This is a genomic window from Lactococcus petauri, from assembly GCF_002154895.1.
Taxonomy (GTDB): Bacteria; Bacillota; Bacilli; order Lactobacillales; family Streptococcaceae; genus Lactococcus; species Lactococcus petauri.
The window spans coordinates 29014-45836 of the sequence record NZ_MUIZ01000001.1; the positions used below are offsets into that span (position 1 = coordinate 29014).

The 16823-nt window shown below is 37.1% G+C and carries 17 protein-coding genes; 1 reads left to right on the plus strand and 16 read right to left on the minus strand.

The genetic code is table 11. From position 1 onward, the window contains the following. Positions 1–8 precede the first annotated feature (8 nt). The 13 genes from BZZ03_RS00170 to BZZ03_RS00230 form a co-directional block, all read right to left on the minus strand. Entirely contained in the window at positions 9–1088 is a 1080-nt protein-coding gene (locus BZZ03_RS00170; RefSeq protein WP_086581872.1) for a hypothetical protein, read from the minus strand. A gap of 56 nt (positions 1089–1144) precedes the next feature. After that, entirely contained in the window at positions 1145–2275 is a 1131-nt protein-coding gene (locus BZZ03_RS00175; protein WP_086581874.1) for a PARP domain-containing protein, read from the minus strand. Further along, a complete protein-coding gene (locus BZZ03_RS00180; protein WP_086581876.1) occupies positions 2272–2979 on the minus strand; it encodes a hypothetical protein in 708 nt (235 codons plus the stop codon). Before BZZ03_RS00180 ends, BZZ03_RS00175 begins: the two co-directional genes overlap by 4 nt. 506 nt (positions 2980–3485) lie before the next feature. Next, positions 3486–3779: a hypothetical protein gene (locus BZZ03_RS00185; protein WP_086581878.1), complete on the minus strand. Its 294-nt coding sequence runs from the start codon at positions 3777–3779 to the stop codon at positions 3486–3488. 321 nt (positions 3780–4100) lie between these two features. Beyond that, positions 4101–5252, minus strand: a complete 1152-nt coding sequence (fucO, locus tag BZZ03_RS00190; protein WP_086581880.1) for a lactaldehyde reductase — start codon at positions 5250–5252, stop codon at positions 4101–4103. Between the two features lie 24 nt (positions 5253–5276). Further along, complete coding sequence (gene rhaM / locus BZZ03_RS00195) at positions 5277–5585, minus strand: L-rhamnose mutarotase (RefSeq protein WP_086581882.1); 309 nt, start codon at positions 5583–5585, stop codon at positions 5277–5279. Positions 5586–5600: 15 nt separating this feature from the next. After that, positions 5601–6422: a rhamnulose-1-phosphate aldolase gene (rhaD, locus tag BZZ03_RS00200; protein WP_086581884.1), complete on the minus strand. Its 822-nt coding sequence runs from the start codon at positions 6420–6422 to the stop codon at positions 5601–5603. Positions 6423–6435: 13 nt separating this feature from the next. After that, complete coding sequence (rhaA, locus tag BZZ03_RS00205; protein ID WP_086581886.1) at positions 6436–7692, minus strand: L-rhamnose isomerase; 1257 nt, start codon at positions 7690–7692, stop codon at positions 6436–6438. A 12-nt stretch (positions 7693–7704) separates the two neighbouring features. Continuing rightward, positions 7705–9156, minus strand: a complete 1452-nt coding sequence (gene rhaB, locus BZZ03_RS00210) for a rhamnulokinase (protein WP_086581888.1) — start codon at positions 9154–9156, stop codon at positions 7705–7707. A 165-nt stretch (positions 9157–9321) separates the two neighbouring features. Continuing rightward, positions 9322–10152 (minus strand): sugar phosphate isomerase/epimerase family protein, encoded by an 831-nt coding sequence (locus BZZ03_RS00215; protein WP_086581890.1) that lies wholly within the window; start codon positions 10150–10152, stop codon positions 9322–9324. 15 nt (positions 10153–10167) lie between these two features. Further along, positions 10168–11286, minus strand: a complete 1119-nt coding sequence (gene bglB / locus BZZ03_RS00220) for a beta-galactosidase BglB (protein WP_086581892.1) — start codon at positions 11284–11286, stop codon at positions 10168–10170. 17 nt (positions 11287–11303) lie between these two features. Beyond that, on the minus strand, positions 11304–11546 hold the full coding sequence (locus tag BZZ03_RS00225; RefSeq protein ID WP_023889185.1) for a hypothetical protein: 243 nt from the start codon (positions 11544–11546) through the stop codon (positions 11304–11306). Positions 11547–11566: 20 nt separating this feature from the next. After that, positions 11567–12982, minus strand: coding sequence for an MFS transporter (locus BZZ03_RS00230; RefSeq protein WP_086582379.1), 1416 nt, complete (start codon positions 12980–12982; stop codon positions 11567–11569). 320 nt (positions 12983–13302) lie between these two features. On the opposite strand from BZZ03_RS00230, the gene BZZ03_RS00235 reads away from it, so the two are divergent. After that, entirely contained in the window at positions 13303–14280 is a 978-nt protein-coding gene (locus BZZ03_RS00235) for an AraC family transcriptional regulator (protein WP_158092854.1), read from the plus strand. A gap of 70 nt (positions 14281–14350) precedes the next feature. Here the strand turns inward: BZZ03_RS00235 and BZZ03_RS00240 are convergent, their stop codons facing one another. From BZZ03_RS00240 to BZZ03_RS00250, 3 genes are read right to left on the minus strand one after another with little or no spacing between them, the layout of a single operon-like run. After that, positions 14351–14995, minus strand: coding sequence for a bifunctional 4-hydroxy-2-oxoglutarate aldolase/2-dehydro-3-deoxy-phosphogluconate aldolase (locus tag BZZ03_RS00240; protein ID WP_086581896.1), 645 nt, complete (start codon positions 14993–14995; stop codon positions 14351–14353). Beyond that, the gene (locus tag BZZ03_RS00245) at positions 14995–15963 is read right to left on the minus strand and encodes a sugar kinase (protein ID WP_086581898.1); all 969 of its coding nucleotides are present in this window, start codon (positions 15961–15963) and stop codon (positions 14995–14997) included. The genes BZZ03_RS00240 and BZZ03_RS00245 overlap by 1 nt, the downstream gene beginning before the upstream one ends. A gap of 30 nt (positions 15964–15993) precedes the next feature. Beyond that, positions 15994–16800 (minus strand): gluconate 5-dehydrogenase, encoded by an 807-nt coding sequence (locus BZZ03_RS00250; RefSeq protein ID WP_086581900.1) that lies wholly within the window; start codon positions 16798–16800, stop codon positions 15994–15996. Positions 16801–16823: the final 23 nt, after the last annotated feature.

Genomic DNA, 16823 nt, shown 5'->3' on the forward strand with positions numbered 1-16823 from the left:
TTTTTCTCCTATAATTGGTAAAAAGCTTTACCATTTTTTCCAAATGTTTCGTATGCAAGAGTCGGCTTTACAATGTTCCGCTCTTCTTTATAATTCAGTTCATCTTTAATTTCTTCACGATTTGAGTCCGCAAAACTGATTAATTCCCCAAATTGTACTGCATTTAGTGCGGCAGTAATAAATGGCAGATGAGAATCTTGGATTTTTCCTAGAGCCTGTGCGGATTGCATTTCTCCATAATTTTCTAATGCCTGATTAAAATCAAACGGTTTTTCCTTATAAAGATAATATTGATAATAAGAATGTGGATAAGCAATATCCTTCAATAACATCTTCCACCTGTCGTAAAAGTGTTGACTTTTCGACTCTTCGTATGCATCACTTAACCACCGATTATTACTCTTTACATCACTCAGATAAGCAAAAAAGGTACTTCTTAAATCTTTACTACTCAGCCCATATTCAGAGTAATCTTTATAAGAATAGGCATAACCAGCTTCGAAGCCATCGTCTCTTTTAAAAAGCTCTGAAAAAATAATCAAAGTGTCTTTTAGGCGTCCCATCTGAAAAGACTGAGAATTAGTAATCAGAAAGGATCGATGGAGACTAAACTCAAGGACAATATCAGTGACTACCGAGTATGCGTGTGCTTTACTTGCGGAAAGATATTCTGAAGTTTTCATTATGAAATAATTAAGGGCGACCTCTTTTTCGTCTAAAAGCTCATTGATCCGTTCAAAGAAATTGAATTCAACTTCTAATTGATCTGGAACAAGAAAAAGACAGGACAAACCGTTTTTAAAATCCAAACTCGTTCTTTGTTTAGAAAGTCCCTCTACAAATTTTTCAATAAATAAAAGACAAGCATTCGCTAGTTTTTTATCTCTTGAATCCTCAGTGTTTCCCTCAATATCTTTACTCACATCTTCCGTTTTAGAGTCAGTGAACTCAAAAGAAAATTGAGTTCCTGCTAATTGTTTTTGTAGCTCTTCCATAAATACTGCAGAGACTTCATTATTTTTTAATATCGCTTTAGAACCAAAAAAGATTCCAGGTGCTAAACGACCGGGTAATTTGACTGTTTTCATTTTTTTCTCCTAAAAAAAAGCAAGAGATTCTTCATATTCCCTTACTTCTCTATTTATTATTTTAATTGCATTATATACTTGACTTTAATTTGTGAATTACTGTAGACCACAATTTCATCGTATGAAAAAGAAGAATACGCTCCCCCCTGATAATGAATCGATTGATAAGGAGTTCTTGGGTCCAGAATTTCATGCCGGAAATCATGGACTTGATTAGTATATTTCCTTTTCCCTACGGCAACTTCCGCAATAATTAAATAGTCATCTGAGTATTGAGCAGATTTACCTACCTCCGTCATTTTAGCAAAGTACGCACCAACACCAAGGGAGGAGCCCGTTGCAATAACTTGAGGGGATGACTCTATACCGTTTTCTAAGATAGATAAAACATTTTTATTACGTGTGCCATGTACAAAGAGTCTTGTCTTTAACTTTTTCGGATTGAAATTATCACTCTGTTGTTGAGAGTGGACCTCAAAAACCCGAAGTTTGTTTAAGTTTACTAAATAATCTTTCACATGATGACTTTTTCCCAGTTCAGAGATAATCAGCTGCATTTCTTTTGAGGTACAGTCTGCTTCTTCAATTTTAAAAGAAAGTAAGGGTAGAATTTTAAGTAAGTCCACACTTCTATCTTGTTCACTTCTTCTTGTGATCGAGCCGTCCTCTTCTCTTGTTTCATATCTTACAGCAAGTAATTCATAAACTGCTATTAAATCATGAGGTTCATGAATTTCTATTTGGGATATAAAGGTAAGAATGGCTTTTAACTCGTCAAAGGCTTCTAGCTTATTCATCACGACAAGAAGTCCAATAAGGACAAGATCGCGAATGGTATTAGAGCCGCTATATTCTTGAACTTCAGACTCGCCGATAATATGCCAAACATCACTTAAAACAATTTTAGTCAAAAGGTCTTTGACTTCTCTACTACTTGTTAAAAGTGAGGCTTCAGCATTCTTCTTATGCTTTCCCTCTTTGATTTCCTCTTCATTAACAAATGGCTTTAAAAGGAGCTCATAGTAAGAGCCAATAAGATTTGAGACAAAGCCCAAATACTTCTCTTCTTCAGCTCCTCCATTTGATAAAAAAGCATAGTGGCTAAAATCAGTTAACCAGGTAAATTCTGGATCGCTTTTAGTTTTTACTTTATTTAATTGCGTGATAAAATTCATGAATTCATTCATTTTTGTTCTCCTTTTCTTGTTTCAAATGTCTCTTCCCACTCCTGTTGATCAATAAATTCAGATATAGGTTCCCAGCTCAAAGACTCAAAGATAAATGAAACAGAGGCATTGATACGTCGCGCCTCATGCTCTACTTTAAATTGTTTTTCTTTAAGATGGTTCAAGAGTTTCTGTTTTATACTTGATAATGTCACATAGGAAACTTCTGTGCTCACGCATAGTTCGTCCTGAGTTTCATTATCCTTTTGAAAATCAGCTTCTCCGGCATAGACGGGTATATTTTGAGCAAGTGGAGAGTCTTCATAGGCACGTGCCCATTCTAAAGCACATTCAGACTTGTATCCAAACCTATTTCTCAGCTCTCCATCGATAATTGCCCACTTATAGCCAATGATTTCTCTATGATCATTTCTTATTACGTCAACCGCATAAGCATAGCTGCCTCCTTCTCCTCTAAAGAAGAGAGGGATAAGGTGTTCTCCCCATTTTTCTATTTGGATAAAGGCGAGTACTCTTTCTTGGTAGAAATCAAGTATATCTATACCTTCAAGATTTTTCTCCTTCTTAAATCTCTCAATAAACTGTGGGGTAAAGCCTTCATTTTCATAAAGGTCCTTAGGGTCTGAAATAGAGATAAGAGCTGTGATAAATTTTTCAACTTCACCGTAATATAGCAGCTGTGGTTGATGCATTAGTGTGTTCATTGTTTTGTCCTCCTTTAGAACGCAAAAAAACCACCTCTGACTTGAGAATAATGTTCTCGAATCAAAGTATGGTTCTCTTTTGATAGTTTGTAATATTTTTATATATAAAAAGAAAACTCAAGTTGAGTTCTCCTGTTATAAGCTTTTTCATAAAACGGAGCAAGTTGTCCGAAGTATTTTTGGGTTTTAGTGTGCACAAAAAAATAGTGATGTTGCACAGTTGTGTAGCTGTTTAAGAGAGTTTCGACCAAAGCAAGTCAAGCTCACAAATGAAACAAGTTAGGCTACGCTTCTCGCTTCTTTTTATTCGCAATTCAAAAAGCATTGTGGCTTTCATTTTGATTTTGCTAGTCATTCTGCGCATTATGACATGTTCATAAAGTAACTCAAGTGAGTGACAGGGCTCCAAGCGCTATAAGGATTAGTAAATAAAAAATTATTTTATATCTCATTATAACAAAATCTAAACAATTAAATCAACTACTATCTTTCCTCAACAAACACCGTCATGAATCTAAATTTAATATATCTTGAAACTCTCCTAAAGTCATCAATTTTTTGTGAGCCCCTTGTATCTTTTTTATATTTTTCTTGAACTCCTGTAACTTAAGAGCATAAATAGAGTCCTTCTCCCCCTCATCTTTTACTGGTTTATCTGCTTCTACATAAGAGATAATGACCCCCTGTTTATAAACTACATAGACTCTAAAGCCACTTCCATATAACCGAATATCTTTGTTTACACTATCAAGTAAGAAGTTTGTATTCATATCTCTTTGAGCCATTAGTTGAATTCCCATCTTTAAAATATTATTCTTTATAATTATAGCATTTTTTAAATTACTAACCAGTTTGATTTGTGACCAGTATTTTTAATGGTCACTTTGGAATAATAATTGTAAAAATATGAATCAAGTAGAGTAAGAAGAAGTTTTCCATCCTCTGGTGCCTTTACACCTAATATGATTTTTTCATCGTTATTTTGTAATTCAGTAAATAAAAAACTACCACAAATGGTAGTTTTACAACATTATAACCTGTTTTTCTCACTTCTATGGCGTAATTAAGCTAAAAGATTAAGTTTTTATCCTCATTCCCCCCCAAAAAAAATTTATACTTTATTACATTAAATTTGTATATAACTCAATAATCTCTTGAGTACATGTATCACGTGGATTACCTGGTGTACAAACATCTTGAAAGGCATCCGCTGCAATTTGTGGCAAATCTTCAACTTTCACCCCCAACTCAGAAATTGTTGCTGGAATACCCACATCTATACTCAATTGATCAATCGCATCACAAGCCGCAATTCGTACATCATCCAGAGACATTTTCTCTGCTCCATCAATATTTAGTGCCACAGCGATATCACGGTATTTTTCCCCCGTAAAGTCTTTATTGTATCTCATAACAGTCGGCAAAAGAGCTGCACATGCTACACCATGAGGAATATTATACCAAGCACTTAGTGGGTGAGCCATTCCGTGTACTAAACCAAGTCCAACATTAGAAAAACCCATACCAGCAATATACTGAGCTAAAGCCATTCCTTCACGTCCTTTTTCATCTCCTTTGACAGAATCACGTAAAGAACGCCCTATAATTTCAATAGCCCGGATATGAAGCATATCCGTCATTTCCCATGCTGCTTTAGTAATATACCCTTCAATCGCATGAGTCATCGCATCCATACCAGTTGCCGCCGCAAGTCCTGCAGGCATTCCCATCATCATATCACTATCCACAAATGCTACCAACGGGATATCATGAGGATCCACACAAACAAACTTCCTATGTTTCCCTTCATCAGTAATAACATAGTTAATCGTGACTTCAGCGGCAGTACCAGATGTGGTTGGTACTGCTAAAATTGGTAGAGATGGGTTTTTAGTATTTGCTACACCCTCAAGACTTAATACATCACTAAATTCTGGATTTGTGATAATAATCCCGATCGCCTTTGCTGTATCTTGTGGGGAACCCCCTCCAATAGCAACTATTGCATCAGCATTGCAACTCTTAATAAACCCAACTCCATCTTTAACATTTTGAACTGTTGGATTAGGTACAATACCATCATATATTGTATAAGCAATTCCTGCAGCTTCTAAAATAGAAGTCACTTTTGTTGCCACCCCTAAATCCATTAAGCTCTTATCTGTGACTACCGCTACACATCTATAACCACGATTTTTTATTTCTGTAGGAATATTTAGGATAGCACCTTTCCCATGATAAGAAGTCTCATTTAAAATCATTCGATTTACCATTATTTCACTGCTCCTTCTATTTTTTTATAATTCAAAAACTTGTACTAGATCTACAGATACGGGTGAATTATCCATATTTGTATCCATAACATCTGCCATGTAATCCCACCACTTACGATTAATTTCTGTATCGGCTGCTTTCGCGAACAAATTTTCATTCTCAATTTCTAAATACCCAAATAAATAATTTGTTTTTTCATCTAACCAAATACTATATTTGGTACACCCGTACTTTTTAAGCATTTCATACATTTCAGGCCATAATTCATCATGTCGTTTTTTATATTCGGCCTGTTTATCGGGAAATACACGCATTCTTATTGCTTTTTTCATTCTCTTTATTTTCTCTTAATCTAAATATCCTTCATGTGGGGTTACACCAAAAGCATCTGCAAGACGTTGAAGATTTTCATCTTCTAGAGTCTGTCTTACTCCTCCCTGTGCTTGAACATAGGTGTAGACTTGTGCAGCCTTTTCTGCCGTTTCAATCAAGCCAAATGTCTCATCCATATCACGACCTGCGCCATAGATACCATGCTGTGGCCAGACGACTAGACGTGTTTCTTTCATTTTACTTGCTGTAGCTTCCCCAATTTCATTTGATCCTGGGATAAGCCACGGGATAATAGATAGACCTTCAGGAAAAACAACTAGACATTCTGTACACATCTGCCATAAAGTTCTTGTAAAGGCACGTTCACTCAGTTCATGTGTAAATGTCATTGCTAAAAGATGCGTCGCATGATTGTGCATGATAATCCGATTTTCAGGGTCAACTTCTAGACGGGCAATGTGGCTCATAAAATGGCTAGGTAACTCGCTTGTAGGAAGAGCATCATTCTCGAGTCCCCAGAGTAATTCTACTGTATTACCTGAGTCGGATATGCGGATAATTCCCATATTTTCTGCAGGAAAGTCTTGAATATTTTTAAAATATTTTCCAGATCCTGTCACGGCAAAATAACGACCCGCTAATTTGCTAGCATCAAACTTTATCGGAACTTCACGTATCACTTGTGCTACGTCTAGAAAAGGGGTAACCCAATCCTCATCTAGCAAGTAAGAAATATTCCCACCGTTACGTTCATCCCAACCTAATCGATAAAGATTGGCACTTGTTTTCATTACTTCTTGCACATAAGGCGCTGTTAAAATATCTAACTTTTTCACTTTTCTCTCCTATTTATTTACGTTTCATCAAGACTTCTTCTTCGTAATTGCGAACCTCTTCTAACCAGTCTAAACCAACAGGCACACCATTTTGCTCACAGAAGTAGTTCCAGACATCGGCATAAGGGAAATCTTTCAACTCTTCTGTGTAGGCCATACGTTTAGTAAAATCAAATTCAAGCTCCATCTCTTTCAAATCTTGAATAGGTTCAAGCATGGCTTTGAGCAAGGCTTTTTGTGTATTGCGCGTGCCGATAACCCAAGCCGCAATACGATTAATCGTTGCATCAAAAAAGTCTAAACCAATATTTGTGCGAGATAAAAGATCGTTGCGAACAAGCTCTTTTGCGATATCTTGGAGTTCATCATCCATAAGAACGACATGGTCTGAGTCCCAACGCACGGGACGTGAGACATGGAGCATAATCCCTTTAGAAAAAAGGGCAAGCGAAGAAAGTTTATTTGAGATTACTTCTGTTGGATGAAAATGCCCAGCATCAAGACAAATAAGCTTATTGCGCGTGAGACCGTAGCCCATATAAAACTCATGCGAGCCTACAGTATAAGCCTCTGCACCGAGTCCAAATAATTTACTTTCAACGGCTTCCATTGTGTATTCTTCGTTTAATCTTTCTTCAAAAATTTCATCTAAAGCTTCCATCATGCGTTTACGTGGTGTGTAACGGTCTATAGGATTATCTTTCATTCCATCGGGCATCCAGAAATTATTAATACATGTTTGTCCTGTCTCTTTCCCCATGTATTCCGCAATTTTACGACTGCGTTTGCCATGTTCAATCCAGTAATCACGTATTTCTTTATCGGGATGAGAAAGGGTCATACCATCTTTCATCATTGGATGAGAGAAATGAGTAGGATTGAAATCTAGGCCAATACCTTGTTTTTTTGCCCATTCCACCCATTTTGTAAAATGCTTTGGTTCAATTTGATTCAAATCAACTTCTTCATCTGTATCGAGATAAATAGCATGAAGATTGAGCTTGTGTTTACCAGGAATAAGAGAGTAAGCTTTCTCCAAATCCTGACGAAGTTCATCTGGTGTATGTGCTGCACCAGGATAGTTCCCCGTAGACATGATTCCTCCTGTAAGTTCTCCTTGAGGCGTTAGAAACCCTTTCACATCATCTCCCTGCCAGCAATGCATCGAAATTTTCACGTCTGCCATCTTCTTTATGGCCTCGTCTGTATTTACACCTATAGCGGCATATCTTTTTTTTGCTTCTTCGTAACGTTTTTTTACTTCTGACATTTTGTTTTCCTTTTATCCTCTCGTCATTTTTTTATATTTCTCAACTGCTTCATACTCTTTTCGAGTATGCTGTGGTTGAAATAGCTTAAGTACAGAACTATTCCGAATATCTTCACGCGCAGCTGCAAGATTATTATAGCCTTCTGTCGCTATCATCTGTACCATTAAATTCCCTACAGCAGTTGCTTCGCCTGGACCTGCCTCAACAGTAAGGTTGCAAGTATTAGCTGTGATTTGGTTAAGGAGGGAATTATTTGACCCTCCTCCAACTATATGTAGTTTCTTAATTTTTCTGCCTGTTATTTTTTCCAAATTTTCAAGCTCAACAGCATAACACAAGGCAAGATTGTCATAAATACAGCGGGCAATCTGTCCTGGTGTCTCTGGAACCGTCTGCTGAGTTTCTCGGCAGTAATTCTGTAACTCTTCAATCATATCCTCGGGATTTAAAAACCGAGAATCATTAACGTCTATAAACTGCTGAAAAGCAGTTTCCTTGGTAGCTAATTCGGAAAGCTCTGCGTAGCTGTATTGATAATCTTGGGCACGAGCAACTTCTTGAATCAACCACATGCCCATAATATTTTTCAAAAAGCGAATGCTTCCATCTATCCCCCATTCATTTGTAAAGTTAGCCTCAAAGGCTTCTACTGTAGAAATTCCCTCCGAAAGTTCCGTACCAATAAGTGACCATGTTCCTGAACTAATATATGCCCAATCCTCACCTTTCCCCGGCGTACCAACAACCGCGGAAGCTGTATCATGTGAAGCCACTGTAATAAAGGTCACTTCTGGTAAGTCATAGCTTTTAAACTTTTCTTGCTGCAGTTTTCCCAATATTTTTCCAGCTGCTACAATTGGAGGAAGCAGCTCTGATTTTACATCGACCGAGCTTAAAACTTCTGCATCCCATTGCCGTGTTTTTAAATTGAGCAACTGCATGGTTGAGGCATTTGTCTCCTCCATCATCACAGCCCCTGTAAAAATATAGCCAAGATAATCGGGAATCAATAACAGCTTATCTGCTTTGTCCAGGTATTCCTTGTTCTCCTTTAATAACTGGAATACTGTATTAAAGGGCTGAATCTGAATGCCTGTTTTTTTATACAGTTTATTAAGAGAGAGTTTCTTTTCAAAGTCTTGTATCGCAGATTGTGTACGCTTGTCTCGATAACTAACTGCTTCTGAAAGTAAATCTCCTTGTTCGTCAATCAAACAGTAATCAACGCCCCAAGTATCAATACCAACATAACATTCTGCAATACCAAGCTGCTTTGCCTTTTCTAAGCCCTGAAGGATTTCTTTTACAAGATGATGAATATCCCAACACTCTCTACCTTCTTTAAAATGAAAACCATTCTTGAAACGATGAATTTCATTCATGTCGTATCCACCTGGACCAGTAAAATGAGCGTGTATCAACCGTCCACTGCTGGCTCCTATGTCTATTGCAATGTAGTCCATATATATCTTCCTTTTTCATTGATATACCCTTAGTTTAAAGCTTTTGACCTCTTTCAACAATAACTTAAAATAGGACAAAAGTAACCTAGATACACACTTTTTTAGAAGGATTTCTGCACAATATAAAAAGAGCCAATTAACTAAATTAGCTCTTTGAATTTAAGACTAATATTTAACTAGCTGATCAATGGCTCTCTTGATTCCTAAATCTTTTGTTTCTTCAAGAGCGACATAGCAATAAGGCTTATAGTCTGCAACAATTTTTAAAACTTCTTTTATATTCATTTGTCCCTCAAATACATTTACTGGCAGGACTTTCTTGTCCTTAATAATAAAGTCTTTCAAATGAAAAGCGCATATTTTATCTCCAAACATCTGAAAAGCTTTTTTTACCATTTCTACTTGTTCTAGATAATTTTCACTAGTGATAAGATTTGTTGGATCAAGAATAATCCCTAAGTAGTCCGAATTCACATAATCAATTAAACGTTGAATTTTTTCGAGGCTATGTAACGGATGATTGAGACCCGGTTCTATCCCAATCATGACACCATGTTCTTCTCCTTTTTTTACCAGACGTTGAATGACCTGAAGCATATCCTCAAAAGCTTCTTCTGTGAAATTTTTTTCGGTATATTGAATCTGTGGCAAAACACAACCTGTTTCAGATGCTACCATGGCAGCACCAAATGCCTTAGCATTTTTAACAAAAGATTCGAATTTTTCAAGAAGCAATTCTCTTTCCTCTGCGTCTGGATGAATCATGTTGATATAGCAACTTAATACGGCTATATCAACATCATGCTTACCCAACTCATCTTTGACAAAACGGCCGAGACCGGGATTAAGCTTAGTAGGTTTATCAACCAAGTCTGGAAAACTCATTCCCATCGCTAATTGCAAATGATGTATACCCACTTTTTCAGCAGCTTGAGCGAGTTCCTTTACTGATGTGATGTCTGATAAATCATGTCCCCGAATTGTGAATTGCCACATATTATTCCTTTCTATTTAACAGAATGAAATCAAGAGTTCTGTTAAAGCCAAAACCGTTAAAGACTGTCCATAAGGCATAGCGGTAATACCGATATTACGGTAATGATCGAGATCATCACCCATTCCTGTTCCGATAGAAACTTTTTGGACTTCACCATTTTCGTTAATTTCTTGTAGGAGGCCTGCGATTGCCTTATAAGCTACTTCTTTGTATTCTTGAGGCAGATAGCGCTTATGTACTGCTTTTAATATCCCATAAGCAAAGCCTGCTGTAGCTGAGGATTCAAGGTAGGAATTTTCATCATCCAAAAGGGTGTGCCATAAACCTGACTCATTTTGTAATTTAGTCAAGCTTGCTACCTGAGCTTCAAGGGTGTTGATTAAAAAGTCTCTTAAAAAATCACCTTTTGGGAGTTCTAAAATTTCAATGATTTCGGGAATAGCAATTGTCAACCAACAGTTGCCACGTGCCCACAAAGCTTCGGCATAGTTATGGTTTCCTTCAAAAGTCCACCCATGAAACCACAGACCTGTTTTAGGATCCTGCAGGTATTTAATGTGAATCAAAAATTGGTGCTTAGCTTCTTCTACATATTCTGGTCTGTTCAACAATTTACCAATCTTTGCAAGTGGAAGGACAGTCATCATTAATGTGTCGTCCCACAGCTGTTCAGTATTTGCAGGTCCATAAGTAGCATGTTGCAAGCCATTTTCCTTTGTGCGTGGCATATCATTCATAACCCACTCTGCCCATTCTTCAAGGTAAGGAAGATACTTGGTATCTTTTGTATCTTCATAAAGATAGGCCATTGTCAAAAGAGGAGCCATCGTATTTACATTTTTAGGAGGCGCCCCTTCTTTCATACGTCCTTCCATCCATTCATTTACGACTGCCAAAGATTTTTCATTTTTGGTGATTTTATAATTTTTATAAATACCATAAAGTCCAACGCCTTGTGGCCAATTCCAGATAGTCCAGCTTTTATCATCTACTTTTTGCCCATTTGGACCTAAGTTAAGCAAAAACTCGCCACTGTTATCCTTAATAGTTGTTAGATTTTTAACCATTAAGTCAATTTTTTCTTCAACTATACTTTTTTCTACAAATAATTTTTCTAAAATAATATTATCCATATCGTCCTCTTACCTTGTTAATAAAAACCATTAATATTTTTGTTCATAGCCAGCATCATTTTTTTGAATTCTGGATCTTTACTCAGTTTAAATTTATCATCTTCTAAGTGGTTAAATTCTTCTGCTAGTAAATAGCTTTGGAGAAAAAGTGCAAGATGTTCTTTCGCTATTCTCTCCTTATCCGTACTTTCTACTTGATAATTATTAATCACCTTATAAGCAAATTTTTCTGAGTTAATTTTAATCTTATTTACTGCCATTTTAGTCCTTTTCTATTTATTTAATGACTCTTATTAAGCTCACGTAATTCACGACCCATGCGTTCTGTGGTTTCCCGATTAAGTGGATAACCAAAGAAGAGAATCAAAGCCGAGATTAGAAGACATGCTGCAGGAACGAGGTTAGCCAATGTATAAATACGATTCACCACTTCAGGTGCTTGCACAGCGCCACCAGTTGTTGAGGCCTGATAACCAATAATTGAAAGCATCAGACCACCGATAGCTCCCGCACAGGCTTGCCCAAATTTTCGGGCAAATGAATTCACACCATAGACAGTCCCATCTTCACGTTGACCAGTTGTCCATTGATGATAATCAATAACATCAGTAATGAAAGCCCAAACCATTAAGTTAAAGAGACCAGCTCCGAGTGTTGCTACAAAGAGGAAAACTAAGTATACCCATGGGTTACTAATCTTCATGAAGAACATAAGAACATAGAGTGCAGATGATAAAATCAATGCTGCAATGGAGGCTTCTTTCTTACCATATCTTGAGGTTAATTTGGAAGCAAAGGGCGCAAGTACAGCCACTGTACCATAGGTAAATAAAAGAGCAATAGATAAAGCTTGTTTATTTTGAAAATAATCATTAAACAGATAAGTCATATTTGTTCCTGCAAGAATCTGATTAATGACAATAAAAACATCGACGATAACTAAGATAATTAAGGCACGATTTTTGAGCATACCTGAAACAAGATGTTTAGCTTTCACAGGTTCGCTTTTACCAACCTGCACACGTTCTGTAGTCATACGATAAGTTACATTATAAAACAGAAAGGCGAGACTAGCGCAGATAATTGAAATAATAAAGAAACGGTTCCCTGAGATAACTTGTTGACCATCCGCTGCTGTAACATACATAAAGATTGGAATTAAGAAACCAGTAGATGCACCCCCAATAGCTGAGCCAACTGAACGATATGTTGAAAGTGCTACACGGTCTTCTGGTTCTGAGCTGATAGCTGCTGCCATAGATCCATAAGGGATATTGATGGCTGAGAGGAAAATCCCAAAGATAATATAAGTAACAAAGATATAAGCCATTTTCCCACCCATTGGTAACGAATTTGCAAAAGGTAAGAATAAGATAATCGTAATCAAGCAAAACGGCCATTTCATGCGGCGAATCCATGGACGGAAACGCCCTTCTTTTGTCAATACCGAAACATCGCACAAGCGTCCGATAGTCACATCAGCGAAAGCATCAATAATACGTGAGAAGAAAAATAAACTTCCGACCACTGCTCCCGACACCCCAAGCACATTGGTGTAATAAATCATCAGAAAACTATTTACTAATCCCAAGATAAAACAGTTGGCCAAATCACCGCTCATGTAACCTATTTTATCTCTCAAGCTAAAGGGTGCAATTTTTACAGCTTCCCGCTTTTCTTCCATGTCTAGTGACATGTCTCCTACTTTGACTCTCATTTTTTCTCCTTTAAAATAAATAACAATGTAAATTTCTTTTAAGTTGAATACCACATTATCTTTGTTCTCCGTCACAAAAATAATGACCGATTTTCCTTGATTAATCAGTTGTAATGAGTTTCTCTAAACTCCCTTCTCCTTTCTTTATTATTTAATTGATATCTTTATTTTACAAAAGAAAACGATTTCATAAAATATCATACATTTAGAAAACAGTGTCTAATTTACAGATGTTTCCAATCTAAATTTTTTATGATATGATACAGATAGATAAAAAAATCACAAGAAGAGAGGCCCCAGTGGAACTACTAAATGATATTGCAAAAGAATATCTCTTTACGCTCAATAATAAAGAAATAAGTCAGAGAAAAAATGGAAATTTTGTTTTTGATTATCCTACTAAAGCAACCAATGATGAAAAAGAGCTTCTTTCTTTCAGCAAGGAATTTTTTATAAAAAATAATCAAGTTTTTCTTTCTAAGCACAATCGTTTCGCTGACTATCCTGAGCATGATCATGAATTTTTTGAATTTAACTATATGCTAAGTGGAAGCTGTCATCAAAAGCTCAATGGTAAAGAAATAATTTTAAATAAGGGCGACCTCATTCTTCTAGATCCCAACTGCCATCATTCCATAAAAGCTCTTGGGCAAGATGATATTTTAATCAATATCATCTTTCCTCATAAATCCTTTGATATTAACTGGATAAATAACTTAGGCCTAGAAAATAACACCTTATTCAATTTTCTTATGAATGAGTTGTCCACACATTCCAAGGGAAACTACATCAAGTTTGAGACCAGCTGTAATGAGAACGTCGAAGTTATTATTCATCAATTGATCAATAAGTTTTATACGGGCAGCTATTTCTCAAATGAGATTATGAAATTCATGATACCCATCTTGTTTATGGAACTTATTGGTAATACGCCTTATGAGTTGAACCACCCTCAAAAAGACCGGGCCGAAAATCATATCATCGCAAAAACACTTCAACTCATTTCAGAGGAATATTTTGAAATTACACTGGAGCAGTTAGCCAACCGACTGCATTATAATAAAAACTATCTGTCCAACTTAATCAAGAAAAAGACCGGTCATACTTTTACAGAGCATTTAGTCAATGAACGTATGAAACGTGCCCTTCTTTTCATTCAAACAAGCAGCGATTCCATTAGCGACATTTGTGAGCAAGTTGGTATAAATAACAAGTCATACTTCTACCGTTTGTTTAAAGAGCATTATGGTCATCTTCCCACCTATTACAGAAAATAAGAATTCAAAAAGCTTATATCTAGCGATATAAGCTTTTTTGGGAAAATTTTTCATTATATACTTTAGGAAATTAGTTTTCGTGAACTGATCTATAAGCGCTCATAAACTTTTCGGCATTTGATTTAACAGCAGCAAAATCACCCGTTAATGCTGGCGCTGTAACCCCGCCTCCAGCACTTACAGCCGTAGCCCCAACTTTAAACCATTCCGCTACATTTCCTTCATTAACACCACCAGATGGCATAATATTAATGTAAGGGAATGGTCCTTTAAGGTCCTTAATCATCGCAGCCCCTGCAATATCTCCTGGGAAAAGCTTGATGAGTTCTGATCCATATTCCATCGCTTTTTGAGCTTCATAAGGAGTCATTACTCCCGGAATATAAGGAATTTGGTAAAGGTTGCACATCTTCGCCACTTCTTTATTGAAAGTTGGGCTGACAATAAACTGGGCTCCTGCGACAATTGCTAAACGTGCTGAAGTTGGTTCTAAAACTGTACCTGCACCAATCACGACATCTGTATCAGCATATCTTGCTACAAGATCAGCAATGACATCATTTGCACGCGGCACTGAGTAAGTGAGTTCGATACTCTTGATACCGCCCTCTACAACAGATTCAACAATCTTTATAGCTTCGGTTGCACTGTCTGCACGAACAACAGACACCACACCAGATTTGATGACCTTTTCCAATAATTCTGCTCTTTGCATTATAAATCTCCTTGATAATTCTGACTCTTATAGAAGCCCATAAGTTCTTGACGTGTCGGATAACCTTCACTATCCCCCGCACTTTGCACAGCCAAAGCTCCAATAGCACACGCTCTGTGTACTGCCACTTTAAGACTCTTTCCTTCCAGCAGAGCTGATTCTAAACCAACCGCAAACCCATCTCCTGCGCCCACTGTATCTACTACATTAGCAACTTTAAATCCAGGAACTGTATAGGCTTGTCCCGATTTTGTCTTAACATAAGCCCCTTCTGCACCTAGCTTCACCACAACACTTGTCGTTAAATCACTTTGCTTTAAATAAAAATCAGCAATTACTTCTGGGTCACTTGAACCCATAAGAATCTTTCCTTCATTGATGCCTGGAAGGATAATCTGACTTTTTTTAGCTAAGTCATTAAGCGTGGAGACCATTTCCTCTTGATTTTTCCAGAGCGCTGGCCGAAGATTAGGGTCAAAGACGGTCAAGACCTTATTTTCATTGAGCTTATCATTAAAAGTTTTAAAGGTTTGAAGAGCTGTATCAGATAGGGCTGCAAATATTCCAGAAAGATGTGCCACTTGGACATCTTTCAAAGCAGACATATCGATATCTTCTATCTTCAAATTGGAAGCAGCTGAATTTTTTCTAAAATAAGATGTAGCAGGATCTCCCTTGCTGACACACTGCTTTAGATAAACACCTGTCAAGAGGTTTTCATCATAAATTAGATTACGCGTATCAAGACCAGCCTCTTGCGCAGCTTCAACAATAAAACGTCCAAATGTATCTGAGCCGACTTTTGAAATATAGCCGACACTGTGTTCAAGACGATTTATACCGAGTGCAACATTAAATTCTGCTCCTGCAAGATATTTCTTGAAATGTACTGCTTCATCTAAGCTGACATCCAAATCTTGTGAGGCCATCACGACCAGAGGTTCACCTATTGTTATAAATTTTGGCATAATTCTTTCTCCAAGGTTCAGCTCTTTATTTTATGGCTGCTTGCCAATATAGGCCAAGATTCCACCATCGACGTAGAGGATATGTCCGTTGACAAAGTCAGAAGCCTTAGAAGCTAAAAAGACTGCTGGACCTTCAAGATCTTCTGCTTCGCCCCAACGCTCTGCTGGCGTTTTGGCAATAATAAATGAATCAAAAGGATGACGTGAACCATCTTCTTGTAACTCACGTAATGGTGCTGTTTGAGGTGTTGCAATGTAGCCAGGGCCGATACCATTACATTGGATATTATATTTACCGTATTCCGAAGCAATATTCTTCGTCAGCATTTTCAAGCCACCTTTAGCAGCGGCATAAGCAGAAACAGTTTCACGTCCTAGCTCTGACATCATTGAGCAGATATTGATAATTTTTCCGCCGCCTTTCTTTATCATGCCCGGAATAACAGCTTTAGAAACGATAAATGGACCATTCAAATCAATATCAATCACTTGACGGAAATCTTCAGCTGACATTTCAATCATCGGTGTACGTTTAATGATACCAGCATTGTTGACCAAGATGTCAATGATACCGACTTCCTTTTCAATTTGCTCAACCATGGCATTAATTCCTGCTTCATCTGTCACATCACAAACATAACCGTACGCTGTAATACCTTCTTCTTTGTAGGCTGCCATACCACGATCAACTGCTTCTTGGTTGATGTCATTAAATACAATGGTTGCTCCTGCTTTGGCGTAGCTTGAAGCAAGGGCAAAGCCGATACCGTAAGTCGCTCCTGTTATGAGGGCGATTTTTCCTTTAAGTGAAAAGGCATTTAAAATATTCTCAGTCATAATTTTCTCTTTCTTTTTTTGCT